26 protein-coding genes, 1 other RNA gene and 1 pseudogene are annotated in these 26994 nt (G+C 40.8%); 17 read left to right on the plus strand and 11 right to left on the minus strand.

Going from position 1 to position 26994, the window contains the following annotated elements:
• Positions 1-96: pseudogene (locus ACFIJQ_RS05070) on the plus strand (transcriptional regulator); the annotation flags it as partial.
• A 277-nt stretch (positions 97-373) separates the two neighbouring features.
• A complete protein-coding gene (locus tag ACFIJQ_RS05075) occupies positions 374-730 on the plus strand; it encodes a helix-turn-helix domain-containing protein (RefSeq protein ID WP_375628874.1) in 357 nt (118 codons plus the stop codon).
• A gap of 342 nt (positions 731-1072) precedes the next feature.
• Here the strand turns inward: ACFIJQ_RS05075 and ACFIJQ_RS05080 are convergent, their stop codons facing one another.
• From ACFIJQ_RS05080 to ACFIJQ_RS05105, 6 genes are all read right to left on the minus strand, one after another.
• The gene (locus tag ACFIJQ_RS05080) at positions 1073-1894 is read right to left on the minus strand and encodes a TIGR00282 family metallophosphoesterase (RefSeq protein ID WP_273788604.1); all 822 of its coding nucleotides are present in this window, start codon (positions 1892-1894) and stop codon (positions 1073-1075) included.
• Between the two features lie 18 nt (positions 1895-1912).
• Entirely contained in the window at positions 1913-2518 is a 606-nt protein-coding gene (locus ACFIJQ_RS05085; RefSeq protein ID WP_375628942.1) for a 5-formyltetrahydrofolate cyclo-ligase, read from the minus strand.
• 319 nt (positions 2519-2837) lie between these two features.
• Positions 2838-2998: non-coding RNA, 6S RNA (gene ssrS, locus ACFIJQ_RS05090), on the minus strand.
• Positions 2999-4094: 1096 nt separating this feature from the next.
• Positions 4095-4880, minus strand: coding sequence for a tetratricopeptide repeat protein (locus ACFIJQ_RS05095; protein ID WP_375628876.1), 786 nt, complete (start codon positions 4878-4880; stop codon positions 4095-4097).
• A 141-nt stretch (positions 4881-5021) separates the two neighbouring features.
• On the minus strand, positions 5022-5147 hold the full coding sequence (gene ykgO / locus ACFIJQ_RS05100) for a type B 50S ribosomal protein L36 (RefSeq protein ID WP_013545486.1): 126 nt from the start codon (positions 5145-5147) through the stop codon (positions 5022-5024).
• A 1057-nt stretch (positions 5148-6204) separates the two neighbouring features.
• Entirely contained in the window at positions 6205-7287 is a 1083-nt protein-coding gene (locus tag ACFIJQ_RS05105; protein WP_375628878.1) for a 5-(carboxyamino)imidazole ribonucleotide synthase, read from the minus strand.
• Positions 7288-7306: 19 nt separating this feature from the next.
• Between ACFIJQ_RS05105 and ACFIJQ_RS05110 the strand changes: the two genes are divergently transcribed.
• Positions 7307-7675 (plus strand): hypothetical protein, encoded by a 369-nt coding sequence (locus tag ACFIJQ_RS05110; RefSeq protein WP_375628880.1) that lies wholly within the window; start codon positions 7307-7309, stop codon positions 7673-7675.
• Here ACFIJQ_RS05110 and purE read toward each other — a convergent pair.
• Positions 7613-8110, minus strand: coding sequence for a 5-(carboxyamino)imidazole ribonucleotide mutase (gene purE, locus ACFIJQ_RS05115; protein ID WP_015856858.1), 498 nt, complete (start codon positions 8108-8110; stop codon positions 7613-7615). The genes ACFIJQ_RS05110 and purE overlap by 63 nt on opposite strands.
• A gap of 814 nt (positions 8111-8924) precedes the next feature.
• Between purE and ACFIJQ_RS05120 the strand changes: the two genes are divergently transcribed.
• The 4 genes from ACFIJQ_RS05120 (at position 8925) to ACFIJQ_RS05135 (ending at position 11435) form a co-directional block, all read left to right on the plus strand.
• Positions 8925-9077 carry a DUF5993 family protein gene (locus ACFIJQ_RS05120; protein WP_015856857.1) on the plus strand — a complete coding sequence of 51 codons (153 nt, stop codon included), beginning with the start codon at positions 8925-8927 and terminating at the stop codon, positions 9075-9077.
• Between the two features lie 10 nt (positions 9078-9087).
• On the plus strand, positions 9088-9663 hold the full coding sequence (locus tag ACFIJQ_RS05125) for a disulfide bond formation protein B (protein ID WP_015856856.1): 576 nt from the start codon (positions 9088-9090) through the stop codon (positions 9661-9663).
• A 937-nt stretch (positions 9664-10600) separates the two neighbouring features.
• Positions 10601-10723 (plus strand): hypothetical protein, encoded by a 123-nt coding sequence (locus ACFIJQ_RS05130; RefSeq protein WP_375628883.1) that lies wholly within the window; start codon positions 10601-10603, stop codon positions 10721-10723.
• Positions 10724-11279: 556 nt separating this feature from the next.
• Positions 11280-11435 carry a hypothetical protein gene (locus tag ACFIJQ_RS05135; RefSeq protein ID WP_375628885.1) on the plus strand — a complete coding sequence of 52 codons (156 nt, stop codon included), beginning with the start codon at positions 11280-11282 and terminating at the stop codon, positions 11433-11435.
• 807 nt (positions 11436-12242) lie between these two features.
• On the opposite strand, the gene ACFIJQ_RS05140 is transcribed toward ACFIJQ_RS05135, so the two are convergent.
• Together ACFIJQ_RS05140 and ACFIJQ_RS05145 are read right to left on the minus strand one after the other, a co-directional pair.
• Entirely contained in the window at positions 12243-12608 is a 366-nt protein-coding gene (locus ACFIJQ_RS05140; RefSeq protein WP_375628887.1) for a helix-turn-helix domain-containing protein, read from the minus strand.
• Positions 12609-12987: 379 nt separating this feature from the next.
• Positions 12988-13353: a helix-turn-helix domain-containing protein gene (locus tag ACFIJQ_RS05145; RefSeq protein WP_375628889.1), complete on the minus strand. Its 366-nt coding sequence runs from the start codon at positions 13351-13353 to the stop codon at positions 12988-12990.
• Positions 13354-15263: 1910 nt separating this feature from the next.
• On the opposite strand from ACFIJQ_RS05145, the gene infA reads away from it, so the two are divergent.
• The 6 genes from infA to ACFIJQ_RS05175 all read left to right on the plus strand — a co-directional run bounded on the left by infA (position 15264) and on the right by ACFIJQ_RS05175 (position 18776).
• Positions 15264-15482 carry a translation initiation factor IF-1 gene (gene infA / locus ACFIJQ_RS05150; protein WP_004857577.1) on the plus strand — a complete coding sequence of 73 codons (219 nt, stop codon included), beginning with the start codon at positions 15264-15266 and terminating at the stop codon, positions 15480-15482.
• A gap of 234 nt (positions 15483-15716) precedes the next feature.
• Positions 15717-16430 (plus strand): Maf family nucleotide pyrophosphatase, encoded by a 714-nt coding sequence (locus ACFIJQ_RS05155; RefSeq protein ID WP_375628891.1) that lies wholly within the window; start codon positions 15717-15719, stop codon positions 16428-16430.
• Between the two features lie 21 nt (positions 16431-16451).
• Positions 16452-16736 (plus strand): DNA gyrase inhibitor YacG, encoded by a 285-nt coding sequence (gene yacG, locus ACFIJQ_RS05160; protein ID WP_375628893.1) that lies wholly within the window; start codon positions 16452-16454, stop codon positions 16734-16736.
• A 440-nt stretch (positions 16737-17176) separates the two neighbouring features.
• Positions 17177-17311 (plus strand): hypothetical protein, encoded by a 135-nt coding sequence (locus tag ACFIJQ_RS05165; RefSeq protein WP_375628894.1) that lies wholly within the window; start codon positions 17177-17179, stop codon positions 17309-17311.
• A gap of 122 nt (positions 17312-17433) precedes the next feature.
• Positions 17434-17580: a hypothetical protein gene (locus ACFIJQ_RS05170; protein WP_375628896.1), complete on the plus strand. Its 147-nt coding sequence runs from the start codon at positions 17434-17436 to the stop codon at positions 17578-17580.
• A complete protein-coding gene (locus ACFIJQ_RS05175) occupies positions 17571-18776 on the plus strand; it encodes an MFS transporter (protein WP_273788473.1) in 1206 nt (401 codons plus the stop codon). The genes ACFIJQ_RS05170 and ACFIJQ_RS05175 overlap by 10 nt, the downstream gene beginning before the upstream one ends.
• Positions 18777-19244: 468 nt before the next feature.
• Here the strand turns inward: ACFIJQ_RS05175 and ACFIJQ_RS05180 are convergent, their stop codons facing one another.
• Positions 19245-19616 carry a helix-turn-helix domain-containing protein gene (locus ACFIJQ_RS05180; RefSeq protein WP_375628897.1) on the minus strand — a complete coding sequence of 124 codons (372 nt, stop codon included), beginning with the start codon at positions 19614-19616 and terminating at the stop codon, positions 19245-19247.
• 1012 nt (positions 19617-20628) lie between these two features.
• On the opposite strand from ACFIJQ_RS05180, the gene ACFIJQ_RS05185 reads away from it, so the two are divergent.
• The 4 genes from ACFIJQ_RS05185 (at position 20629) to ACFIJQ_RS05200 (ending at position 25945) form a co-directional block, all read left to right on the plus strand.
• The gene (locus ACFIJQ_RS05185; RefSeq protein ID WP_375628899.1) at positions 20629-20769 is read left to right on the plus strand and encodes a hypothetical protein; all 141 of its coding nucleotides are present in this window, start codon (positions 20629-20631) and stop codon (positions 20767-20769) included.
• Positions 20770-20872: 103 nt separating this feature from the next.
• Positions 20873-21079, plus strand: a complete 207-nt coding sequence (locus tag ACFIJQ_RS05190; protein WP_375628901.1) for a hypothetical protein — start codon at positions 20873-20875, stop codon at positions 21077-21079.
• Between the two features lie 293 nt (positions 21080-21372).
• Positions 21373-23952 (plus strand): ATP-dependent chaperone ClpB, encoded by a 2580-nt coding sequence (gene clpB / locus ACFIJQ_RS05195; RefSeq protein WP_375628903.1) that lies wholly within the window; start codon positions 21373-21375, stop codon positions 23950-23952.
• An 865-nt stretch (positions 23953-24817) separates the two neighbouring features.
• Entirely contained in the window at positions 24818-25945 is a 1128-nt protein-coding gene (locus ACFIJQ_RS05200; protein ID WP_375628904.1) for a hypothetical protein, read from the plus strand.
• A gap of 240 nt (positions 25946-26185) precedes the next feature.
• Here ACFIJQ_RS05200 and ACFIJQ_RS05205 read toward each other — a convergent pair whose 3' ends face one another.
• Positions 26186-26557 (minus strand): helix-turn-helix domain-containing protein, encoded by a 372-nt coding sequence (locus tag ACFIJQ_RS05205; protein ID WP_375628906.1) that lies wholly within the window; start codon positions 26555-26557, stop codon positions 26186-26188.
• Positions 26558-26994 lie beyond the last annotated feature (437 nt).

Raw genomic sequence — 26994 nt, forward strand, 5'->3', positions numbered from 1 at the left:
AGGATCTCGAGCAAAGAAGAGCAAGTCCTTTTGAAAAGTTTTAGAGAGCTCAAACCTAAAAAGCAGAAAGCAATTTTGTGTTTGATTGTCTCATGAGATAAGAAACACTGTTTTAATTTTTATTGCTGGTCTCCTGAAATTATTTTATGAACAAGCACCAGGGTTCTCGTCGTACAGTGTGGAATGGTGGAACCCAAGGCCTGAAAATCCAAGCTGAGACATTAGCCTGCTTTATAAGTATCGCGAGATTCCGGGAGTTTTTGCCATGTCCAGGTGCGATGAGCACTAAAAGCAAAAAAGCTGACTCGGATTCAGTGTTTTTGACTCCCGGAATACGCATAAGAGGCGCTCGCAACCGGCAGGGGAGCTTGAAGTGAAAGCTAAAAATCCACACTTTAACGATATTTCGATAGGCAGAAAAATTCGCTTTAAAAGAACAATGCTGGGAATGTCGCAAAAGCAATTAGGCAGCCAGTTAGGTGTGACTTTTCAACAAATCCAAAAATATGAAAAAGGCTCTAATCGTATAGGGGCGGGGCGTTTACAAGAAATTGCTGATATTCTCAATGTTCCCATTTCCTTTTTTTACGCTGATCTCTCAACAAAAGAAGACGTCTTGTATCCTTATGATGAAAGGATCTCGAGCAAAGAAGAGCAAGTCCTTTTGAAAAGTTTTAGAGAGCTCAAACCTAAAAAGCAGAAAGCAATTTTAAGATTAAATTTTCGTTAGAATCAAAAAAAATTAAAGATTCTCTTGCTAAATAATCAATTATTATATAAACCCTTTTTCAGAGAAGGGGGTTAGCATTTCTCCCTCCCCCCCCCCCGCAGAAATGTCCCAATAAAACCACCTTCTCGTCATTTTGAAAATCATGAAAATTTGGACCTTTCCCCTTTTTAAAGGGTGACTTATTTGTGTTAGGCAAATTGGAGGGTGCAGCGTTTTTAGGGATTTGGAAAGGGCTTGAAAAATCGTCTTGCCAAAAAAGTTCTCAAAAGGAAACATTGGAGAGCAATCATCCAAAGGGCGCCCAGTGGAGAGCGATCATCAAAGGGGGTGGCTTAAAAGAAGCTACCAAAAATCTGGAACTTCAGGCTTTAAATGAGGACCAATCCGTACCGCCGAGACCTTTTCTGCTAAACCTGTGCGATCTGAAATCTCAACTGCTAAACCACAAAGGGTGGCGGGACCACACGCCGGTTCAAAACGACCTTGCTTCGTCTTATAAAGAAAACGGTGTAAGGGTTCTTCTTTATCCATTCCAAGAGATGAGTTGTAATCTCCACACATGCCTGCATCCGTTAAATAGGCGCTCCCACCTTCTAAGATTTGCGCGTCAGCCGTGGGAATATGCGTATGTGTGCCAACGATAACACTCACACGACCATCAAGAAAATGGCCAAAACATTGCTTCTCGCTTGTCGTTTCTGCGTGAAAGTCAAAAATAACCGTATCGGCTTGCTCCATCAACGAACAGGCTAAAAGAATATTTTCCGCTGTTTCAAATGGATCTTCTACTTTGCATGGCATAAAAACGTTGCCCAACAGATTGGCGACAAGAACACGAGCTCCATTTTTTGCCGTAAAAATACCAGCACCTCTTCCAGGAGTTTCTTTCGAAAAATTGGCAGGGCGTAAAAAACGATCACTCTCATGGGCATACTGCAATGCTTCTTTGTGAGAAAAAGCATGATTGCCCGTGGTCACAACATCAACACCGGCCATCAAAAGATCTTGATACGTCTCTTGTGTGAGACCAAAACCACCAGAGGCATTCTCACCATTTACCACAACAAAATCAAGCTGCCATTTCTCAATCAGTTGAGGAAGGTGTTCAAAAACAGCTTTACAGCCTGTGTTACCAACAATGTCACCTAAAAATAAAAAACGCATAGGCGCTTTAATCACATTTTAACATTTTAAGAAACCTTTTTCTGTAAAAATTCCCTGTACCTGTAGATCATGTTCTGCTGCGGGAATAGAGGAAACCTCCTGACATGAAAATCCTATGCCCCATAATGCCATTTGATGCCCTTGTTTTTCAAGAGCTTCAACCGCACGGTCATAATATCCTCCTCCATAGCCAAGACGGTGACATTGACGATCAAACGCAGAAAGCGGAACAATAATATTATTGGGGACAACAACGCTATTGTCTGCACTGGGACCAAAGGTGCCAAAACGCATGGGCTCTAAAATTGTGCTGGGAGAAAATGCACGGAAAACCATGGTGGTGGAATCAAGCACTGCTGGTAAGGCTAAACGTCCGCCGCGTAATGCTACAGCATCCAGTAAAGGACGCGGGTCAATTTCCGATTTAATGGGCCAATAGCCTGCTAAAATGAGGCGTGAAAAATCTGTTCCCTTTTTTTCAAGGTATTCAATAAAGTGGCAACAAGCACGCTGCGAAAAGAGTGCACGCTCTTCTATTAAAAGAGCATCACGACGCGATAAACCGCTTTTGCGCTGCTGTGTACGAAGGGATGAAGCAGATTCACTGAGGGGATTATGTGTCATTGTCTCGCCAGTTGTTTTATAAGATGTTGGCATTTTATCCATTGTTGGCGTTTTGTAAATCTCTGTTAGGACAAGAGCTGTGCTCATGAAAAAATGTGCGCTCTTATGGTAGGGCATCTTGATGCAACAAACCGCTTTTGCGCTGCTTGCGTGCCAAGGGATGAAGCAGATTCACAGAGGGGATTATTTTTGTAAGTGCTATCTGTTTTATAAAATAAAGCCCAACGTAATTTTTATTTCTTGAAAAGAGAGTATCGTCATTGGTCTTATGTAAAAGGATGCTCTCAATTTTTATCTGGAAAAATTTTGATGTAAAAAAGGGTGATCCACAACAGCCGATGGAAAAAGCTGATCCCGGGAACCTATACAAATAGGTGGGCGCCATATGAAAAAGCCCACGGGCTTGATCAGGGACAGCTCCCTTGGAGATCATTAAGGTCTCAGGAATACGTTATTTCCTGTCGAGAAGCGCAGAACACCCTCCTTAATATAAAACAATTTCAGATCTTCTGCTAGAGATAAAATAACTGCAATCTCTTATTTTTCATAAAGTTTTTTCAAGATGGTTTTACAATCTTGCTGGTGGCTGCTGGAAATGGCTGTATGATATATAGAACGCTTTATTCAAAGTAAAAAAAGCAAAAAATATGAGTAGGGGTGGGTGGAACGGTTTATTGGCAATCGCTTGATTTTTATGTTTCGCGGGAATACTTGGAGGAGCTTTGAAGAGAGATATTTCTTATTCAAGGATGTTTTTTTAACTGACATTGCATCTTTGAAGTTTTTGCCTTGTAGGGAATATTTCAGTGCTGTTTTATCAACTTTGAGGGGTGGAGGAGAGCCGATACGATATGTGCTGCTATGGTTGAAGCTCATAAAAATAAAAACAGACGATGATAGTTTATCAGAGGTGCTCAGCGATGTTTTAAGCTTTTTTCAAAAAATATTTTTTGAGGATCGTGTTTACAAATTTTTTTATCCATGATGGAGGGATGTAAAAAAAAGAGGCGCTGTGAAGAGGACACAGGCGTGAAGCGTTTGTTTGCTATGAGAAGAAATTCTTGAAGGGGTATTGGAAGTGTTTGGAAGCTGCCTTCAATACAAAACAGATCCAAATTCAAAAAAGACATTGTTAATTGCGTGGAGTGGGGTCAATTGCGTGGGGGGCGTTTGATGGTGTGGTTATAAGCAGGGGCTTTTAGTTTATTGAGTGGAATGTAAAGCTGGCTTGCGTCTTATCCAAGTTTGAAAGGATGCGTAAAGCGTCTCGTTTTTGAATGGTTTCAAAGAGATTGCGGTGATTGTTCGTCTAACAGAGCTTGCACGCGCTTTTGAATCCTCCGCATTTATGGGGGTAATACTCTAATGCTGTTTCATAAGCTTTAATGGCAAGTTTTGGATGCTCTGTTGCTTCTAAGGGCTAAAGTTTCAAAAAAAGGTTCTATAATTGCGTGGGGGGCGTTTGATGGTGTGGTGATAAGCAGGGGGCTTTTAGTTTATTGAGTGGAATGTAAAGCTGGCTTGCGTCTTATCCAAGTTTGAAAAGATGCGTAAAGCATCTCGTTTTTGAATGGTTTCAAAGAGATTGCGGTGATTGTTCGTCTAACAGAGCTTGCACGCGCTTTTGAACCCTCCGCATTTGGGGGTAATACTCTAATGCTGTTTCATAAGCTTTAATGGCAAGTTTTGGACGCTCTGTTGCTTCCATGGTAACGCCAAGTTCAAAAAAAGCTATATAGTTGCGCGGCTCAAGTTTAAGAGCATGGTTGAGATCAAGCATGGCAAGCTTGAAATCGTTTAGTTGAATGTGAATCCAAGCACGTCTTACCCAAGCTTCAGCGTGAGTAGGTAAAAGTGCAATAGCATTATCAATATAATCAAGTGCAAGTCCATAATCGTCGCTACTGATCGCACTTTCAGCCCATGACATTAAAAGATCAATCGTCTCACTCCCCGATTGGGACCATAAATGTTGAAGTTGTTGACTGATCTTTTTTGCTTGAGAAACATCAGCACAATATTTCAACTCTTTCAGTAAACGTAAAATTTCAGCTTCTTTGCGTTGCTTAACTCTGTCAATATGGGAAAGCTGCTCTTTGTCAAACTCTTCAAGAGTAATCGCAGACAAATCAGAATCAGAGGGCATTGAGGAAGGGGCAGGAGAATTGGGAATAAGATCATCTAATGGTAAAAGCGATTGTGGAGAAGGACGATCTTCAGGAAGCGAAGGAGGATTTTGCCCATAGCTCGAGGGAACAAAACAAAAAATGCCAACAAAGAAAAGAAAAAAAATGCGCTGGAAAATACAGAAAAAACGCAGTTGAAAAAATCGAAAAGCTTTTAGAAAAATAGAAGAATCCATAAAAACAAGCCCCCAAAAGATAAATCACCAAATATTATCAAACAATGGACTCGTAACCAACGGACTTATAACCAAAAAAACTTTAAGAAAAAATTTTTAAGCCTACAAAAAGTAGGCATAAAAACATTAACCCTAAAAGAATTAGCCCTGACGCGCTCTAAAACGTGGGTTCGTTTTATTAAGAATATAAATACGACCCTTACGACGCACCAAACGATTGTTACGGTGGCGCTCCTTTAGTGCTTTAAGCGAATTTTTAATTTTCATCATATTCACCGTTAAACAGTTTACGTAATACAACACTATAATACAACATTAAAACACGAAAATACAATACCAAAACCCCAATACACTGTTCACTCTGTGAACATTGCATTGCGATATCGTACTTGCATCATAACGTCACACGACACACTTTTTCACTGTGATCACAAATAAGAAAAGCGTACTCTTAAGGCACGCATTGACACACTTCATTAGCACAACGAATAAGTGAAAATTGCAAAAAAAGTAAGAGAGGTCTAACAAGAAGTCTTATTCTTGTCAAGGGTGTATTATACATTTCCTATAGTGTGTTAATGGTTGCCTTGAAGGTAAAAATATTCTCGCAAAAAAGAAGGATAAAAAGTGGGAACAAGTAAAAGCTTCTCATTTGTAAGAAGAGAAACCTGTTTTTCCGTAAAATATCATCGTTTAGGCGGTGTAGAAGGCTTATGTAAAATTTATACCATGAGGTGTTTTTTGTTAGTGTGTGAGGATATTCTTAAAGTTTGCTCTTAAAACCTAGAAAATAAATTGCATGATGAAGACAAAAGGGATGAATTGATAAGGATTAATTTCTATTGTTCATAGTAAACATAGAAAACTTAAGAGTTTCGCATAGTATTATGGTTTTCTCATTGCAAATCGGTGTATCTTTGACCATAGCATTTGCTGCTTGCATATCACAAGCGGGATTGGTGTACGGGTAAAGACACTTGAAGAGTAAGGAATAAAACGGTCTTTTATAAATGCTTTCAAGTGCAAGAGAGTATTGCAACATTGGGGACTGGCAAAATGGTGTGATGAGGCTGGCGTTTACGCTTCATGAGTTTTAAGAGGGTGGTGCACTATGAATGTTTAAGTTATTACCGAGAGCTTTTATACTCTATGATGGGGGGCTACTGTGAAGTGGTGGCAATGTGCATTGGCCAAATGTTTCTTTAAAATAAGCGCGTAAATTGGCAAAACAAGTGTCTTCTGTTTGAGGTTTTTTATTTTACGTGAGGGGTGAAGAGGATGTTTTTCAGTTCATTGGGGGTAAAAGCGTTTTTATGTGTGAGCGTTAAGATTTGTTGGCTGGTCCCATTAATTGGATGACATGCCCCATTTTGCGGTAGGGTTGAACAGTGCTTTTGCCATATAAATGGATCGAGGTGCGCTCTTGCGTGAGAAAATATTTTAACGTGCTTAAATTGTTCCCAAGAAGATTTGTCATTTGGCAATCGCTATGACGGTATGTGCTGCCTAAGGGAAGACCGCAAATAGCACGGATATGCTGTTCAAATTGTGAAGTTATGCATGCTTTTTGTGTCCAATGACCAGAATTATGTACACGCGGCGCGAGTTCATTTACTAAAAGATGACCATCCGTTAAGACAAAAAACTCAATACAAAGAACACCAACATAATCGAGCGCATTCATTACTGTTAGGCTGATTTCTTGGGCTGCTTTTTGCACGTTAAGTGGAATATGTGATGGAACAAAGGATTTATGAAGAATCCCGTTTTTGTGTTGGTTTTCAGGGCAATCATAAAAAATATGTTCCCCTTGTTTTGTGCGAGCCGAGAGAACCGAAATTTCCGATAAAAAAGGAACTATTTCTTCCAAAATACAAGGCTGCTCCTGAAAAGTCCTTAAGGCTTCGTCAAGGGTTTGTTCATTGGGGCGATCAAGTTTGATCTGGTTTTTTCCGTCATAACCAAAACGACGCGTTTTTAAAAGACCACGTCCGCCTAAGGCATCGAGACCAGAAAGAAGAGAAGAAGAATTGTCAACAGCATACCATGAGGCGGTGCCAATCCCTTGATCACGCAAAAATTGCTTCTCAAAAAGTCGATCTTGCGTGATCTCTAATGCTTTGGAAGAAGGATAAACAGGCTTATTCTTCTCTACATATTGAACCGTTTGAAGCGAAAGATTTTCAAATTCATAGCTGACAACATCACACTGAGAAATAAAATGATCTAAAGCTGATGTATCGTCATAGGAGGCAACAATATGGCTGTTCGCTGTTTGAGCGGCTGGGCAATCGGACTCAGGGCAAAAAATAACTGTTCGAAATCCTAATTCTGCGGCCGCTATGGCGAGCATCCGTGCTAACTGTCCGCCGCCGATTAAACCAATGACGCTGCCTGGAGGTAACATGTTAGGTGAGGGGGGGGTGTTGGATGAGAGGGTGGTGTTGGATGAGAGGGTGGTGTTGGATGAGAGGGGCGTGTTGGACGAGAGGGGCGTGTTGGACGAGAGGGGCGTGTTGGACGAGAGGGGTGCGTTGGATGAGAGGGGCGTGTTGGATGAGAGGGGCGTGTTGGATGAGAGGGTGGTGTTGGATGAGAGGGGCGTGTTGGATGAGGGGGTGGTGTTGGATGAGAGGGTGGTGTTGGATGAGGGGGTAGTGTTGGATGAGAGGGTGGTGTTGGATGAGAGGGTGGTGTTGGATGAGGGGGTGGTGTTGGAAAACGGTGCCATTTTAAACCTCCGTTACAGGCGTTTTGGCGACATTGGCTGTTTGTTGTTGACGCCAATCTTGTAATCGCTGGGCGAGATCATGATCATAAATGGCCATAACGGCTGCGGCTAAAAGTGCTGCATTAATTGCACCTGCTTTGCCAATTGCTAATGTGCCGACGGGTATCCCTGCTGGCATTTGCACAATTGAAAGCAAAGAATCTTGACCAGAAAGAGAATGAGAATGCACTGGAACGCCAAAAACAGGAAGAGGCGTAAGGGCTGCTAGCATACCAGGAAGATGCGCTGCGCCCCCTGCACCGGCGATTAAAACTTTAAATCCTGCGTCTTTTGCTTCTTTTGCAAATTGATAAAGGCGTTCAGGGGTTCGGTGTGCTGAGACAATATGCGAACTATGAGAAATACCAAGATTTGTCAAAATATCTGCACTATGGCACATCGTTTGCCAATCCGATTGGCTCCCCATTAAAATCGCGACATCACATGATTTTTTCATCATTCACCATCCTTTTCAAAGGTTCAATGCGATTCTTTATCATTATTTTTTTAAAGTTTTATATTCTCTTTGCAAAGCCAATTGATGACAGAGAAACAGTTATTTTTCAAATAAGATGGAAAGCTAAAAATTTAAAGGGGGATTTCGAGAGATGAAAAATTAAAGTATTGAAGGTCATGAAGCACTTCTTTTGAGGGGGAGGGATGAATTTTGAGGGGAGGTGTTAAGGGGTGGTGTTGGACCTATGAGGCTGTTGAGCTGCGGAATTGCCGTTTATTTAAGGTAAGAGGAAAAAATACATCGGGGGAAAGCCATTGATTGTAAGTTTTTTTAAAAAAATATCTCATTTTTATTTGCTAAAATAAACATGGTCACCATATACTATGAGGTCTGCTGCAATTTGAAAAATTGCTCATGAGAAAAAGAGATTTTTATGGCGAAAATGCGTTGCAAAGTGAGGATATTCTTTTGAGAAAAAAGAGATGTCGATCTCTTAATTTCAAAGGCTATTTATTTTGCTGTTCAAGTGATTCTTTTAATTGAGTGGGGGAATGTGCTCTTTATAATCGTTGATATATCTTTAATAATAGCTGATATAAAGGGCAGCGAATAATCAGCGCTTTTGTGCTTTTGTTGGGATGTGTTTCTTAGCGATTATATGGTTCGTTGTTTTTTCACTTAGATATAATGACAAGAAAAGTGAATGACGAATTGTGAATAATAAATCCATGGTCTCTTTTTTGCCCAATTTTGTAATAATGGTGGAAGCTGAAATAAATTAAGAGTTAAACACCGGATGTAAAGGAGATTTAAAGCTATGTTTTTTCCATTTTTAATCGCTTTAGGTACTGCAATAACGACTATGTATGGCAAAAAAAATATAAGTTATGCTTTGTGGGCAATTTTATTCGTTGTCATTCTTCTCACTTTCAATCATCACGCAACTTCTACTTTAAATTTATCTTTTTGAGAGAATAGCCATGGAACAAGTTGAACAAAAAAACCCTCACTTCGTCATCTTTATGAATACGCTAGGACTCATTGGGTTATCCATTGTCTTGGTGGTGGCTTTTTATTATCAATTGGTAAAGTTTGAGTTACCCTGTCCCCTTTGTTTGCTACAGCGCGTTGGATTGATGCTGGCAGGTTGTGGGTTCTTGCTCAATATTCACCATAAGGTGAAAAATACCCATTATGGTATGGTTATTCTCGGTTGTATGGTAACGAGTGCCGTTGCAGCACGGCAAGTGTTTTTGCATATCACACCTGATGATTTGGGATATGGTTCAACGTTCTTTGGATTGCATTTTTATACTTGGGCTTTCATTATTTCTGTCCTTTGTATCTTTGCTGTCTCATTTGTCATGATTTTAGGCGAATTGGCACACAAGTTCAAAGAATTTTCTCCTTTTCCATTTTTGAGTAAAACGGCAAGTTTTTTATTTGTGTTTTTGATTGCGGCAAATTTGATTTCTACCATACTGGAATGTGGTGGTGGACAATGTGCCGATGATCCTGTAAGGTATGAATTGTTATCAAATTGGTTCCCTTCATAGTCTTGAAATTTTTAAATAATCCCTCATCATGGTTTATTGTTAAAGAGGCGGAAATATTTAAAAGTCCGCTTCTTTTTTATTGATTGGGAAGACATTTCAGCAAGCTTATTCGATAATCTGATCTTTTATGCCAACACTGGCTTTTATGAGCGCTTGCGATTGGTATTTTTTAGCGAAGACTTGCTCTGTGAACCTTTTATACGGTCTTTTGAGGGAGATGAAGGGATTGGTCGGAGGCGTTTATAGGGCAGCCCCAAATTGTTGAGCTGTGTGGGTTAAGAAGCCTCGTTTTTTAAAGTGCATTTTTATTGATTGGGAAGACATTTCAGCAAGCTTATTCGATAAGCTGATCTTTTATGCCAACACTGGCTTTTATGAGCGCTTGCGATTGGTATTTTTTTAGCGAAGACTTGCTCTGTGAACCTTTTATACGGTCTTTTGAGGGAGATGAAGGGATTGGTCGGAGGCGTTTATAGGGCAGCCCCAAATTGTTGAGCTGTGTGGGTTAAAAAACTCGTTTTTTAAAGGTGCATTAACGATAAAAAACGATAAAGTTTTTTCTTCTTGATTTTTCTTAACGTTGTGTTAAATAAGTTCTTGTATTCATTTTGATGCTTCTGAAGTATCTTTGCTGCTTTTAGAGGGATTAATTTAAAATTTTGAAGATTATCTGATAATTTTCTACAGGGGTTTGTTTATTAGAGGCAAACCTTTTTTTTTATCTAATTTTTAGATGTTTTTTTCAGTGTGAAGCCTTTTTTAGAAAAAATAAAGCGTCTGGGTGGCTCTCTTTTTTGTTAATATGTTGATTTATAATGATAAATTATCATTTTCAACGTGAAGCACAACGCTGAATATAATAAGATTTTCTCATCACCCGTTCTCTCATATTGAATCAATTAAAATGACTTGCTTGCACATCATGAGTGGGTGGGCCATGTGGGTAAAAACTGTACAAGAAAGCCATGCCTTTAATGAATCGTCTTTCGAACTGAAGGTTGCCCGCAACATTGGGAGCTGGCAGAGTTTTTGTGATAGTGCCTGCCTTGTTTCTCCATAAGCGTAAAGATAGGGAGGGTTGAATGGATTTTATTCCCTTCATGGGGGTTTTTCCATGCCTTTATGAATAGCGTTTGCGAAATGGGTGTGATGAGCGTTGAGAGATTTTTCTTTAAAACAAGCGTGTGAATATGCAACGCAAGTATATTGTGTTTTGTGCGTTTTGTCTTACGAAAAAATACGGTGATTTATAAGGATAAGTTATCGTTGCAGATGTTGAATGAGAAAAACGAAAAGGTTCTCTCATTTCAAATTTTCTTATAGTCAATCAATTAAATGTACTCTCGTACGTTATAAGAAAGCGCTGGATGTAAATAAAAATTCTTTTAAAAGTCGTAAAATGCTTCTTATGAACCCTTTTGATAGCTAGAATTTGTCGAAAAATTTTATGCTGGTCAATGCAAATAATAGGGCGGTTTATACCTATGATTTAAGTGAAAATAGGGGGATTTAAATGAAAAGGGAGGTGAGATTTTAAAGACAGTTGTTGAAAGCGTTATTGTGTAATGCATTTTTTACAGATTTTCTGCTTTCTGTAATGACGTAAAAGCGTAAAAATGTATATCTGTAAAAGTGATGTGGAGGATTTGTGCTGTGTGTATGCTTTTGGCATGGCATGGAATGTGGTCAGAGAACTAGGGGGACGCATTTGTGAAGGGAGGGGAAGTTTGGATGAAGAGGCGGGTGCGTTGATGAGAGAGAAGAAGGTGTGAGGGATGAAGAGTCTGTGAAGAAAGGGGTTGGGATGAAGAGGCGGGTGCATTGACGAGAGAGAAGAGAGGATGTGAGGGAATGAAGAGTCTATGAAGAGAGGGGTTTGGATGAAGAGGCGGGTGCGTTGATGAGAGAGAAGAGAGGGTGTGAGGGAATGAAGAGTCTGTGAAGGGAGGGGTTTGGATGAAGAGGCGGGTGCGTTGATGAGAGAGAAGAGAGGGTGTGAGGGATGAAGAGTCTATGAAGAGAGGGGTTTGGATGAAGAGGCGGGTGCATTGACGAGAGAGGAGAGGGTGTGAGGGAATGAAGAGTCTGTGAAGGGAGGGGTTTGGATGAAGAGGCGGGTGCATTGACGAGAGAGGAGAAGGTGTGAGGGAATGAAGAGTCTGTGAAGGGAGGGGTTTGGATGAAGAGACGAGTGCATTGACGAGAGAAGAGAGGGTGTGAGGGAATGAAGAGTCTGTGAAGGGAGGGGTTGGGATGAAGGGGCGGGTGTGTTGATGAGAGAGAAGAGAGGATGTGAGGGATGAAGAGTCTGTGAAGGGAGGGGTTGGGATGAAGGAGCGGGTGTGTTGATGAGAGAGAAGAGAGGATGTGAGGAAATAGAGGGGCAAAGTTGCCTTTTGAAGAGGGATTGATCGGTGCTTTTAGTGATCTTACTTTAGAGTGGTGAAGGGGCAAGAATATTTTAGAATAGGACGTATCTGTCGCGTTTGATGAAACATCATCCTTTGAGGGGTGGTGATCTGAAGTTTGTAGGGGGAGTTGGATATATTGGCAAATAATGTTAATTGTTACTCTTTTGCTTAATCAGAAATCAACCACAAGATTGCTTTTTGTTTTTTCGGCTGGAGTTCTCTAAAGTTTTTTAAAAGTGCCTGTTCTTTTTCGCTGTATGTTTCTTGATCATAGTGTGAGGCATGTGTTGAAAGATTTTCTTTTGGGGCAATATCTGCATAAAAAAAGCTTATGGGAACATCCAGTTTTTGAGCGATTTCGAGTAAACACCCTGCGCTTACACGATTTAAGCCTTTTTCATATTTTTGGATTTGTTGGAAACTGACGCCTAAATAGCTTCCTAATTCTTTTTGGGAAAGGCTCATTAAAATGCGTCTGTGACGAATTCTTTTACCTATAGAAATATCAATAAAATTTGGATTTTTAGTTGGCACTTCAAGCCCCCTCCGGTTGCGAGCGCCCTCGCATTGGTATTCCGGGAGTCTGAAAACACTGACTTGACTCAGCTTTTTGCTTTTAGTGCTAGAGCGCACCTGGACATAGCAAAATCTCCCGGAATTCCGGGATACCCGCAATGCGGGATAAATTCATGTGTCAAGTCTTCGGGTTTTCAGTTCCCTATTGGTCGTTGCGTATACGACCAAACTTACAGTATTAATTCATAAGGCAATTTCAGAAAATTGGCAAGAAAAATCAAAATCTTTCTATTCTATTATGCCGTAAAACACTGCTCTTTGAGAGGTGTGGTGTGCTGGTTTGAATTTGACTTAAGGGGGTATATGAATGGAATAATGTTAATTGTTACGCTTTTGCTTAATCAGAAATCAACCACAAGATTGCTTTTTGTTTTTTCGGCTGGAGTTCTCTAAAGTTTTTCAAAAGGGTGTGTTCTTTTTCGCTGTATGTTTCTTGATCATAGTGTGAGACATGTGTTGAAAGATTTTCTTTTGTGGCAATGTCTGCATAAAAAAAGCTTATGGGAACATCCAGTTTTTGAGCGATTTCGAGTAAACACCCTGCGCTTACACGATTTAAGCCTTTTTCATATTTTTGGATTTGTTGGAAACTGACGCCTAAATAGCTTCCTAATTCTTTTTGGGAAAGTCCCATTGAAATGCGTCTGTGACGAATTCTTTTGCCTATAGAAGTGTCGATAAAATATGGATTTTTAGTTGGCACTTAAAGCCCCCTCCGGTTGCGAGCGCCCTCGCATTGGTATTCCGGGAGTCTAAAAGTACTGAATCCGAGTCAGTTTTTTTGCTTTTAGTGCTTAAAGCACCTGGACATAGCAAAAACTCCCGGAATCTCAAGATATCCGTAAAGCGGGTTCGTTTTTACGCTAGAGCTTAGGGCTCGTCTTCCCTATTGATCGTTGCGTAGACGATCAAAATCACACTTTAAGTGATAAAGTAATTTCAGAAAATTGGCAAGAAAAATGAAAATAATCTCAAAGGCTTAAGATTGGGTACTCTTTAAAAAAGTGTGAAATATGGATTATGAATCGCGTTTTTTTTCTATAGAAATGTCGATAAAATTTGGATTTTTAGTTTGTACTTCAAGCCTCCCTCCGGTTGCGAGCGCCCTCGCATTGGTATTCCGGGAGTCACAAGTACTGAACCCTAGTCAGTTTTTTTGCTTTTAGTGCTTAAAGCACTTGGACATAGCAAAAACTCCCGGAATTCCGGGACCCCCACAAAAGTGGGTTCATTTTTACGCTAGGGTTTAGGGCTTGTTTTCCCTCTTGATCGTTGCGTGGACGATCAAAATTACACTTTAAGTGATAAAGTAATTTCAGGAGATTGGCAAATAAAAATAGTTTTTATTTATAAACTTTATTTTTTAATGAGAGGCTTTCCGCCTCTCAAACTCTCCGGAACGCTCACCAAAATCATGAGATCAGACCGCGTTTAATGAGGAGACTAACAAGTCTTGGTTCTTAAGGTCAAGGAAACCCTTACAAGGGCGCCTAACGGCGTCCTTGACAAAGAACCTAACGGCTTGTTTTGTCCGTTCTATCAAACTTATGTAAATATAATCATTTCTGATTAAATATACTGTTGATTTCCTGCGTCTTCGAGGCTGGTTTCACCAAAGTCACAGGATATTGGCCAGAGCCTTCCTCTCCACAGGCTGACACGGTGGAACTCACCCTCTCACGCGGCTCCGAAATCATAATTAGAAGGGGAGCTTATAGGGGTGGGGTGATATCAGGCATATCAATTTATCAAGGTGTTTTTTAGAGTGTGATGAATATTTAGGCTGGATTTCTTTGTCTGGTTTGATGAAACAGTCCCGTTTGAGGGGGATCTGAAGTGCGTGGGGGTGTTGGGTAAGAAGCTGGGATGTCGAGCATTGTTTTCAGAGCAGCGCGGGGTGGTGTGGGAGTTTCATTTGGCTTCTTTCTGTAATGACGTAAAAGCGTGAAAACAGAAATGTGCAAAAAAAAGGAAAAGGCTTTATGTCGTTAGGGGGCGTTGTGGTTAATGAGACGGAATGTATAGGGATCGTGTTTTCAAGCTGGGAGAGCAACATAAATAGAAGGAGTGGCTTAGAGGAAGTGTGTGGAGAGAGGAAAAATGGGGCAGGCTGTACGGGAAATGCATAGAGAGTGGAGAAAGGCTGTAGAGCATATCGTGGATGGATTTGTGAAGGATGTTTTTGAAAAAAGGAGAGGGCTTCTGGATGGGGAGAAGTGTTTGCATTTATCCAAATGGCGCGTGTTTAGGGTGTGGAAGGTGAGGTAAAGTTGGAGGGATGAGGATTGTTTGTAAGTCGTGGAGGATAGTCAGAGGCGTTGGGAAAACGCTTGAGGGGGAGAAATTTTAGCGTAATTTCTCGTCACTCTGAAATCAAGATCATCATAAAATTGGAGGAAATGGGTGGGTAAAATTAGTGGAGAGAAAGTTTTGAGCCTCAATATCTGTGGTGATATCTGTGGTGATGTTTTTTGAGCGCATGAGAGAGTAAACTTGAAAAACCTTTCTCTTTTTGTTGAATTTTTATTCACAAACTCAAGAAAATAGGATATGAACGCTGGAAATAACGCACAGCTTAACAAAATATGTGCACTGTAAAGGAAATGTTTGTTTATGTCAAAAGAAGAAGTTTTAGAATTTTCTGGTATCGTTACTGAACTCTTACCGAACGCAATGTTTCGTGTGAAACTGGAAAATGATCATGAAATTATTGCGCATACTGCTGGTAGAATGCGAAAAAATCGTATTCGCGTGTTGGCAGGTGATAAAATCATGGTGGAAATGACACCTTATGATTTGACAAAAGGGCGCATTACATATCGCTATAAGTAGCCTAAGGGGTGGCTTGCGCTTTTTTGTAAAAGCCATCATATTATTTCTATTATTTTTTAACAGTTTTTAAGCTTGCTTTTCATGAGTGAAAAAAGGGGAGTGTTTGAATGGCACTGAAAAACTGTAAAATCAATGCGGAAAAAGATCAAGGAGATTAATGGCGTTTAAAAAGGGGGCGCGTAAAAGGGGGTGTTTAAAAGGGGTGAGAGGGAAGTCGATTGTGAAGGGGTGGAAATGAAAAATATAAGAGAGTGGGGGAAAAAACGTTTGGCAGATGCTCTTACAGAAGGAATTCATTTGGTGCTTGCTTCCGCTTCGCCAAGACGTTTAGCGCTCTTAGCACAAATAGGGATTGATCCTCAGCAGGTTTGTGCAAGCGATATTGATGAAACGCCAAAATTAAAAGAACATCCTGCAAACCTTGCTAAACGTTTGGCAAAAGAAAAAGCCCTGAAAGCCCAAGAAATTTTGCGCTGGTACGATCAGAATGGTCAAGAAGAGTTGCAGAATGGTCGAGAAAAATTACCTCAACAGAAAATGATTATCTTGGCTGCTGATACGGTGGTGGCTGTGGGGCGCACCATTCTCCCCAAACCAGAGGGTGAAGACGAGGCTTATGAATGTTTGCGATACCTTTCTGGGCGTTCGCACAAGGTCTATGGCGCCGTTTGTGCGCTCAATGAACGTGGAAAAATAACCGTAAAATTGGTTGAAAGTCGTGTCCGTTTTAGACGCTTAACTTCTGCTATGATGAAGGCTTACCTTGCTTCTGGTGAATGGCAAGGGAAAGCTGGTGGCTACGCTATTCAGGGAAAAGCCGGCGCTTTCGTTGTCCATATGGCTGGTTCTTACTCCAATGTGGTTGGTTTACCGTTGGCTGAAACAGTCGATCTCTTGACCGCTTATCACTATCCACTTTTCACGCACTGGGCTGAAGAAGTGCATTAGAAAAACTTTAAGGCAAGATCAATGCAAGGTGAAAAGCAACAAAAAGAGAAAAGCAAAAATGAAAAAAAAGGAACAGAAGAAAAATTAATGAAGGGGCAGATGACAAAGGTGCGCCAAGAAAAAAAAGAGCTAAATTTGCAAAAAGAGACTCGTCCTCCGCATCCTTGTCCGATTTGTGGTCAAATGGCACAACAAAACGCCTATCCTTTTTGTTCCACACGGTGCCGAGCCATTGATCTTAATCGTTGGCTTTCTGGCGCTTATATTTTACCGCCCCCGCCGCAGAAAAGTGATGAAGAAGAATAAAGAGTCCTCTTGAGGAGAGAATGCTCAGAGCGTTTTTTTGTGTTGGAGCTGAAGGGGAGGGCGCGCGGGATGACTCGTAAATGGATTCAAGAGCTGGATTAACGGCTTGGTTATTGTCGTTGTTCGTAGAGATGCAGATTAAGTTCAATCAATGATGAAAAATTTAATACATATCTAAGACTTAGCACCAGTGGTTTTGTAATTATAAATTTCTTTGTTGCAGGAAGGTTGTTGATGCCTTTAGAGTGTGAGGGAAGGATTGATCATCTAATCAGTATTGCTAAGGAAAAAGAGGGGCGCAAATAGATGGGGCAACAAAAATCGCTTGTTGGTGCCTTGTTGCAGGAAGGTTGTTGATGCCTTTAGGGTGTGGGGGAAGAATTGATAATCCAATCAGTATTGCTAAGGAAAAAGAGGGGCGCGTGTTTTGGTGCAAATAGATGGGGCAACAAAAAATCGCTTGTTGGTGTCTTGTTGCGGGAAGGTTGTTGATGCCTTTAGGGTGTGGGGGAAGAATTGATAATCCAATCAGTATTGCTAAGGAAAAAGAGGGGCGCGTGTTTTGGTGCAAATAGATGGGGCAACAAAAAATCGCTTGTTGGTGTCTTGTTGCGGGAAGGTTGTTGATGCCTTTAGAGTGTGAGGGAAGGATTGATCATCTAATTAGTATTGCTAAGGAAAAAGAGGGGCGCGTGTTTTGGTGCAAATAGATGGGGCAACAAAAATCGCTTGTTGGTGTCTTGTTGCAGGAAGGTTGTTGATGCCTTTAGGGTGTGGGGGAAGGATTGATCATCTAATCAGTATTGCTAAGGAAAAAGAGGGGCGCGTGTTTTGGTGCAAATAGATGGGGCAACAAAAAATCGCTTGTTGGTGCTTTTGCTGGGTAATGGCATGGTGTCATTTGGGGGCTGGATTGATTATATCGTGATTTTGACCGTATCTGTGTTCATCTGGAAAGCTGATCAATATGATGTCGCTTTTATTGGAGCGGCAACATTATTACCGGGTATCGTTCTGTCTAAGCTAATTGGAATGTTGGTCGGTAGCCGTTATATGATACATTGGCTGCGTGCATCGTTGCTGTTACGAGCATTATGTACTGTCGTTTTATTAATGGCGACGAGTCTGCAAGCATTTATTATACTGGCAGTTATTCGAGCGATATTCAACAGTCTAGCTATGCCTGCAATTTCCGTTCTTAGTGCAAATTCGGTGCCTGAAAACGGGCGGACTCGTTACTATTCTGTGCTTAACATGATCAATAGCGCAGCAAAGATGATAGGACCTGCTTTGGGGAGTACGCTCTCTGCGTTTTTGTCAGATACATATACTTTATTGTTTTCTGGATTTCTGACATTGCTAGGCTTTATAGTGTTTTGTTGTATTGGTGCACAACCTGTCTCGTCGCTCATGGTAAAAACAGCAAACACCATGAAATCACAGCATAGGCTTTATGGGACAACTTGGTATGCCTATGTGGCGGTGCTGTTTGTGTATTTTGCCATGATCTTTATGGTGAATAATCAGTTGCCTGTCATCCTTAATGCGCTGAAAATGAATAAACAGGCTCTTGGGATGTTGGTATCGGCTTCGGCAATCGGTAATTTCCTCTATGGGTTTTGGAGTGTGAAACAATCAAAGCATAAACCCCTTACAGGAAAAATATCAGAGTTGTTAATGCCGGCAATGTCAACAATGATTGGTTTTCTAATGATCTCAGTGTGCTTTTTTTACTTGGATTTACTCCGTATTGAAACTTTGTTGCTCTGTTTTTTCCTTATTGGAATGGTTAGTGCCTACTTTTCCATATCTTCTAACGTTTATCTGGTAACCAATTTCAATGAACAGATTGGGTTGGCTTCTGGATGGGTGCAGTCTATACAAAATTTAGCTATGTTGGTGGCTCCCTTTGTTGGAGCGTTTGTTTTAGGTCACACTTCGGCTGGGCAGCTGTTCCTTTTTTCTGGATTGAGTGGATTATTCTGTTTATTGGCTATCAGGATATTGGTGAACCGTTCTTTGTCTATTGTTCGTTCTTAATGATTGGCTCATCAATGAAACAAATGTTTTAAATCATTTTTCTGAGATTTAGAGGGTGTGGGGATAATCCAGCATCGGGTAGCTTTTTCAACGTTATAGATTCAATTTTTGATTTTTACTTAACCGCTCATATGTTTGTTCTGTCTAGTCTTTGCCTTCTCGATATTGTTCCACCGTCTCGTAAACGCAATTGGGGGCATGGTTTTGAGCGACAATGTCATTTTTGTTTGACTCTGCTTTGCCACGAATAGTCAAACTTTAAACTCCAGCCGCTGATCCTCAATCAGCTTGACTTAAAGCGATAACAGAAACAGAAAACGAGCTATAGCGTGAATTATCCTAGTGAATTATCCTATATGCCGTAAAACAATCACTCTTTGATGGGTGTGGTGTACTGAGCTGAATTTTACTTAAGGATGTTTTATTGTTTGATATATTAGCGAATAACGTTGATCATTGCGCTTTTGCTTAATCAGAAATCAGCCACAATATTGCTTTTTGTTTTTTTGGCTGGAGCTCTCTAAAGTTTTTTAAAAGTGCGTGTTCTTTTTCGCTATAGGTGCATTGATCGAGGTGTAAGAGAGTTTCTTTTGTAGGAATATCTTCTTTTGTGGCAAGGTCTGCATAAAAAAAGTTCACGGGAACTTCTAGTTTTTGGGCGATTTCGAGTAAACACCCTACGCTTACACGATTTAAGCCTTTTTCGTATTTTTGGATTTGTTGAAAACTGACACCTAAATGGCTTCCTAATGCTTTTTGGGAAAGTCCTATTGAAATGCGCCTGTGACGGATTCTTTTGCCTATCAAAATGTCGATAAAATGTGGATTTTTAGTTGGCACTTCAAGCCCCCCTCCGGTTGCGAGCGCCCTCGCATTGGTATTCCGGGAGTCTAAAAGTACTGAGCTTAATCAGCTTTTTGCTTTTAGTGCTTAAAGCACCTGGACATAGCAAAATCTCCCGGAATTCCGGGATACCCGCAATGCGGGATAAATTTATGTATTAAGCTTTCGGGCTTTTAGCTCCCTATTTGATCGTTGCGTGGACGATCAAAAACACATGCTTATCAATAAAGTAATTTTAGAAAATTGGCAAGAAAAATGAAAATAATTTCAAAGGCTATAAGATTGGGTACTTTTTAAAAAAGTGTGAAATATAGATTATAAATCGCGTTTTTTGCTTAATCAGAAATGTCGATAAAATGTGGATTTTTAGTTGGCACTTCAAGCCCCCCCTCCGGTTGCGAGCGCCCTCGCATTGGTATTCCGGGAGTCTAAAAGTACTGAGCTCTAGTCAGTTTTTTTGCTTTTAGTGCTGACAAGCACTTGGACATAGCAAAATCTCCCGGAAACTCAAGATATCCGCAAAGTGGGTTCGTTTTTACGCTAGAGCTTAGGGCTCGTCTTCCCTCTTGATCGTTGCGTAGACGACTAAAACACTTTTAAATTTGTAAAGTAATTTCAGTATATTGGCAAGAAAAATCAAAAATATTTTTTATTCTGTTATGCCATAAAACATCGCTCTTTTAGGGGGGGAAGAGCTAGAATATTCATGATAGGGCTTGATTTGTTGAGTCTGAGGAAGTGCTGTCGTTTGAGGAGGGGTGTCTGAAGACTGTAAGGGGTACTAGGCAAAAAGCTTTGTTCGTTTACAGACCAGTGTTTATAGAGCAGCGTGGAGTGGTGAACCTTTCCTTTAGCTTTGTTCTGTAATGATGTAAAAGCGTAAAAATGTGAATCTGTAAAAGTGAAGTGGAGGACTTATGGATTTATGCATTGTGCGTGTTTTGGGGTCGCGTTGAGCTTTTGTTTGGCGTGGAATGTGGTGAGATAAATGGGGGGGAGGCATTTGTGAATGGAGGGGGAAGTTGGGAGGAAGAGGGGTGTTAAGCGCGTTGACTGGAGAAGAGTGTGTGGGGAATATTTTAGGCTGGACTTAACTGCCTTGTCTGATGAAGTGCGTCTTTTGGGGGGTGGTGATAATTATATGAAGTGATCAGTAGTCCTTCCCTAGATAAGAAGCTGGATTGTTTATAGAGCAGCGCGGAGTGGTGAACCTTTCCTTTAGCTTTGTTCTGTAATGATGTAAAAGCGTAAAAATGTATATCCGTAAAAGTGAAGTGGAGGATTTGTGGATTTATGCATTGTGCGTGTTTTTGGTCACGTTGGGCTTTTGTTTGGCGTGGAATGTGGTCAGAGAACTGGGGGGGGGAGGCATTGGTGAATGGAGGGGGAAGTTGGGAGGAAGAGGGGTGTTAAGTTGTGAAGTGTGTGATGGGAGAGAAAAGGGGGAAGAGGGGGGTTAAGTTGTGAAGTGTGTGATGGTGAGGCTTTGCTGGTGGGGTTGTGATGGTGGGGTTGTGCTGGTGGAGGGTATAGAGGAGTTGCAGTTTTTATTTAAATAATGACAGTGCACCTTTCTCTCCCTCTTGCTATAGGGCTTGTGAGGACCCATATTCTTTTTAGCACTACGGTTCTTCTTCATGCGGCATCATTTGCGGTGTTTTGTGGGGATTAGTCGATCCTTTGAAGATGTCTCTTTTGTGGAATGTTGGGGGAGTTTAAAGTGCGGCGGTGGCTTGAGATTTAAGGAAAAAAAATGAACTTGGAAAAATATAGCGAACGGTTGCAAGGTTTTTTACAATCAGCACAAAATAGTGCCCTCTCTTCTGATCATCAGCAATTTATGCCGGAGCATCTGTTGAAAGTGCTGTTAGATGATTCTCAAGGGTTGGCGGCATCACTGATCCAAAAAGCGGGTGGTGATCTTACTCTTATTCGAAAGGCGCTTAACAAAGCACTTGATGCTTTGCCAAAAGTGCAAGGGGGGAATGGACAGCTCTATTTGTCTCAGCCATTGGCAAAAATCTTTAATATGGCTGAAGATCTGGCGAAAAAAGCCGGTGATCAATTTGTGACTGTGGAGCGTGTGTTGCAAGCATTGATCATGGAAAAGACCGCAAAAACCGCTGATGTTCTCACAAGTGGAGGGTTGACAGCGCAAGCGCTTAATCAGGCTATTAATGATTTGCGGAAGGGAAAAACAGCAACAAGCCCCCATGCCGAAAGCCAATATGATGCTCTGCAAAAATATGCTCGTGATTTGACAAAAGATGCTCGTGAAGGAAAACTTGATCCTGTGATTGGGCGGGAAGAGGAAATCCGCCGCACTATTCAGGTGCTTTCACGGCGGACGAAAAATAATCCTGTGTTGATTGGGGAGCCTGGGGTGGGGAAAACAGCTATTGTGGAAGGGTTGGCATTGCGCATTGTTAATGGCGATGTGCCTGAAACTTTGCGTGATAAACAGCTTCATGCGCTCGATATGGGATCGCTTATCGCTGGTGCAAAGTTTCGTGGGGAATTCGAAGAGCGCCTCAAAGCGGTGCTGGCAGAGGTGCAAGCTGAAAATGGTCAGATCATTTTGTTTATCGATGAATTGCATAATCTCGTGGGGGCAGGAAAATCCGATGGGCCTATGGATGCTTCCAACTTGCTAAAACCTGCTCTCGCACGCGGAGAACTCCATTGTGTGGGGGCTACGACTTTGGATGAATATCGAAAATATGTCGAAAAAGATGCTGCTCTTGCACGCCGCTTCCAGCCTGTCTTTGTGCCGGAACCTTCTTTAGAGGATACTATCTCTATTTTGCGCGGTATTAAAGAAAAATATGAACAACATCACAAAGTGCGCTTGGCAGATAGTGCACTGATCGCGGCGGCGCGGTTGTCTAACCGCTATATTACGGATCGTTTCTTGCCGGATAAAGCTATTGATCTTATCGATGAAGCAGCGGCACGGTTGCGGATGCAAGTCGATTCAAAGCCGGAAGAACTTGATGCACTTGATCGGCGTATTTTACAATTGAAGATTGAACGTGAAGCTTTGAAAACTGACGTGGAGCCAACAGCAAAAGAACGTTTGAAAAGCGTGCAGGATGAACTGAAAACATTGGAACAACAGTCCGCTGAGATGACAACGGCTTGGCAGGCTGAGAAACAAAAATTAGGGCATGCTGCTGATTTGAAAAAACAACTCGAAGAAGCCCGTAATGCTTTGGCTATTGCACAGCGTGATGGACAATTCCAAAAAGCTGGAGAACTCGCTTATAGCGTTATCCCTGAACTCGAAAAACAATTGAGCATCGCTGAAAATGATGACCAACAAAATCATCTCGTTGAAGAAACGGTCACTGCTGAACATGTGGCACGGATTGTTTCACGCTGGACCGGTATTCCTGTTGATCGAATGCTGGAGGCAGAACGGGAGGCGCTGTTGCGGATGGAAGATGAAATTAGCAAACGTGTGATTGGTCAAGGCGAAGCTGTTCAAGCTGTTTCTCGCGCTGTACGCCGTGCGCGCGCAGGGTTGCAAGATCCCAATCGCCCGCTTGGCTCTTTCATGTTTTTGGGTCCTACTGGTGTGGGAAAAACCGAATTAACCAAAGCTCTTGCTGCTTTTCTTTTCCAAGACTCCAATGCCATGTTGCGCATCGATATGTCTGAATATATGGAAAAACATGCTGGGGCGCGGCTTATTGGGGCGCCGCCTGGATATGTTGGATATGAAGAGGGAGGCGTGCTGACCGAAGCTGTGCGTAGAAGACCTTACCAGGTCATTCTGTTCGACGAAATTGAAAAAGCACATCCTGATATTTTTAATCTCTTGTTGCAAGTGCTCGATGAGGGACGTTTGACCGATAGTCAAGGACGTACCGTTGATTTTCGTAATACCTTGCTGATTATGACTTCTAATCTTGGCGCTGAATTTTTAACCGCTTTGCCTGAAGGACAAACAACCGATCAGGCAAAAAATGATGTCATGAATGTCGTCAAAGCGGCTTTCCGTCCGGAGTTTTTAAACCGTATTGATGAGATTATTCTCTTTCAGAGATTGCAACGCCACGATATGGAAGCGATCGTCGATATTCAGATAGAACATTTGCAAAATTTGCTCAATGAACGCAAAATAACTTTGCAAATTGAGCCAGAGGTGAGGAAATTTCTTGCTGATAAAGGCTATGATCCCCTCTATGGTGCACGTCCGCTTAAACGGATTATCCAAAAAGAAATTCAAGACCCACTGGCAGAAAACATCTTATTTGGAAAAATTCACGATGAATCAACGGTGAAAATTACAAAACAAGGTGATCGGTTGGAATTTTTGCCTGAAGATTAAGTTTGGAGAAATTCATGCTATAAAGGGCGGTGATAATCTTATTATGCGATAACACCGCTCTTTGGGGCATGCTGATTTAGAAAAATTCACGATGAGACAGCGGGTGTTTTATTGCAAAGCAAAGGGAGTGGTCGGTGTTTTTGCATGTTAAATGAGCGTTCTCGAATATCGTAGGGTTCTTTTACTTCTGGTTGTCGTGAAAGCTATTTTCTTGCAATGTTATGAGTGAAGTCACAAGCGGGATTGCTTTATTGCTTTATGCGTAAAAGCGTTAAAGAGAAATGCTGTTTATCTGCCGTAAAACACTGCTCTTTGAGGGGGCTGATCTGTGACATGGGGGATTTTAGACGAAGATATTTTGACGATGGGTTGGAGTTTTGCTGTTTAAGCAAAAGGTGGAGGATGCGTAAAATGCACAGCTCTCTCATTTTTTCGGTGACGTGCGTTTTTCTGCTTTAAAATTTTGCTAAAAGTTTTTTAAAACTGTTTGATTGATCACAACTCTATGTTGGTGGCTAATAGATGATGGAGCATGATTATCTGCACAATCAAGTTTGCTCCTTTGCAGTTTTTTTAATCAAGATAAAGACTTGAAAAACAAGACCCCTAACCTGTTTTTGGTTAAAATTTCCGCTATTCGTTGTTATAAAAGCAAGTTTAAGTGAAGGTGTATATTAAAAATATCATCTATATCTTAATTGATTTTACTTTACTTTACTTTACTTATTTACCAATAAACTATAATATGGTAAATACTAAGTAAAACAAAAAGATAATGAACTTTTTTCAAGAGTTTTAATAAAAACTGTATTGGAGTTTATTGATCAAAAGGATCATTTGAAATTTAAATGGGGGGTATAATCTCATGAAATTAGCCACAAACAAGGAATTAATTAACAGCTGGTTTGCAAAGGAAGTTAAGAGTTACAATCGGCGTATTCCAGAAGGCTTAAAGGATTTCTACGAGGATAGGAAAGATTCGTTAATAAGTGATGATAAGCTTCAACAGGAAATTTTGGACTCTTTAATACAGCGTATATCGTTAACACCGGATGATTCCAATCCATTAAAGATGTTTCTTGAACAAGGCATTTCTTTTAGGGAGAAGCAAGGGGCGAGAGTTTTTGATACTATTAGAGGTGAGCATTCGATATCTGTTAAAAGTGGAGAAAGCGTTGATCCATTTAAAGTGAATGATCCAGAAATTGACGCATCATCTATACCGGACAAACGAGAAAATACCCATACATTTACGATGACGTGTGATCGAAGAGAGCATGCTTTTAGAGAAGAGTATGGGCTGGACAATCTTTTAGAAGAGATCAGATCGTCTGTCCGAGAGCAGGATAATATTGAGAGTTACCATTGGTTAGAAAAGCTTATTGATCGTGCATTAAACAATGAAGTTGCACCGTTACAAGAAACACAAGAAATCTACATTCCAGACATTCGTAATCTTCGTTTAGATGAAAAATCATATGAGCTCGCTATAAAAATCATTCGACAAGCAGTCGGATGTCTTGGGATTCTCTCACGTTTGTACAATGCTTGTTATTTTCAAAAAGCTTGTTCTTTGCGTGATCTTGTATTCATTTTTGGCATAGGTGCTCAATTTGACATAAATGATCAAGTTCTTAACGAAGTCATGAATATATCGACAGTTTGTGACGCTAAAAATAACCTTTTAAAAGTGAGAGATTTTGGTGAGAAAAATAGCGATGTTATTGGTCTTGCTATGTCAGAAGAAGCGATATCTATCGATGACTTAAAAATAAAAAGGTATAGCAAGTTTGATCCAAACAATTTGAGCACGAATATCTTTTTTCATATTTCGCAATCGTCATTATTTCGTCCGTTTGAAACAATGATTGTTTTTAAAGCAGGGACTGATGATCAGATTGAAAAAACAATAAAAAGGTACGAAGTCGCCAATGACATGAAGTTAAAAGAAGAAGCAGAGAAAGAAGCTTTAAAAAGAGTAAAAGTGCTATAAAAAGATTAATTGAGGCATTCAAAAGTCATTGGAAAATTATAAGTGAAAACAAAAATGCAGCTGATTATCCTATCTGCCGTAAAATATCGCTCTTTGAAGGTGTGTGGTGTGCTAGAATATTTGAGGGCAGGGCTTGAGTTATTGAGCCTGATGAAGTGCTGTTGTTTGAGGGGAAGCTGGTTTGAATTTGACTTAAGGGGGGGGATATGAATGGAATAACGTTGATCGTTGCGCTGTTGCTTAATCAGAAATTAGCCACAAGATTGCTTTTTGTTTTTTAGATTTGAGCTCTCTAAAGTTTTTTAAAAGGGTGTGTTCTTTTTCGCTATAGGTTTCTTGATCGTGGTGTAAGAGAGTGTCTTTTGTTGAAAGATCTTCTTTTGTGGCAAGGTCTGCATAAAAGAAGTTTACAGGGACATCTAGTTTTTGGGCGATTTCGAGCAAACATTTTGCGCTTACACGATTGAAGCCTTTTTCATATTTTTGGATTTGTTGGAAACTGACACCTAAATGGCTCCCTAATTCTTTTTGGGAAAGCCCTATTGAAATGCGTCTGTGACGGATTCTTTTGCCTATTAAAATGTCGATAAAATGTGGATTTTTAGTTGGCACTTCAAGTCCCCCTCCGGTTGCGAGCGCCCTCGCATTGGTATTCCGGGAGCCTGAAAGCACTGACCTCGAATCAGCATTTTGCTTTTAGTGCTGAGAAGCACCTGGACATAGCAAAATCTCCCGGAATTCCGGGATACCCGCAATGCGGGTTTGTTTTTACGCTCGGATTTAGGACCTTTAATCCCTCTTGATCGGTGCGTAGACGACCAAAATTACACTTTAAGTAATAAAGTAGTTTCAGAAAATTGGCAAGAAAAATCAAAATAATCTCAAAGACTATAAGATTGGGTACTTTTTAAAAAAGTGCGAAATATGGATTATAAATCGCGTTTTTTGCTTAATCAGAAATGTCGATAAAATGTGGATTTTTGATTTGCACTTCAAGCCCCCCGCTGGGGGAGAGCCGCCCTCGTATTGGTATTCCGGGAGTTAAAGGT

The organism is Bartonella sp. TT67HLJMS (assembly GCF_042193375.1).
Lineage (GTDB): Bacteria > Pseudomonadota > Alphaproteobacteria > Rhizobiales > Rhizobiaceae > Bartonella > Bartonella grahamii.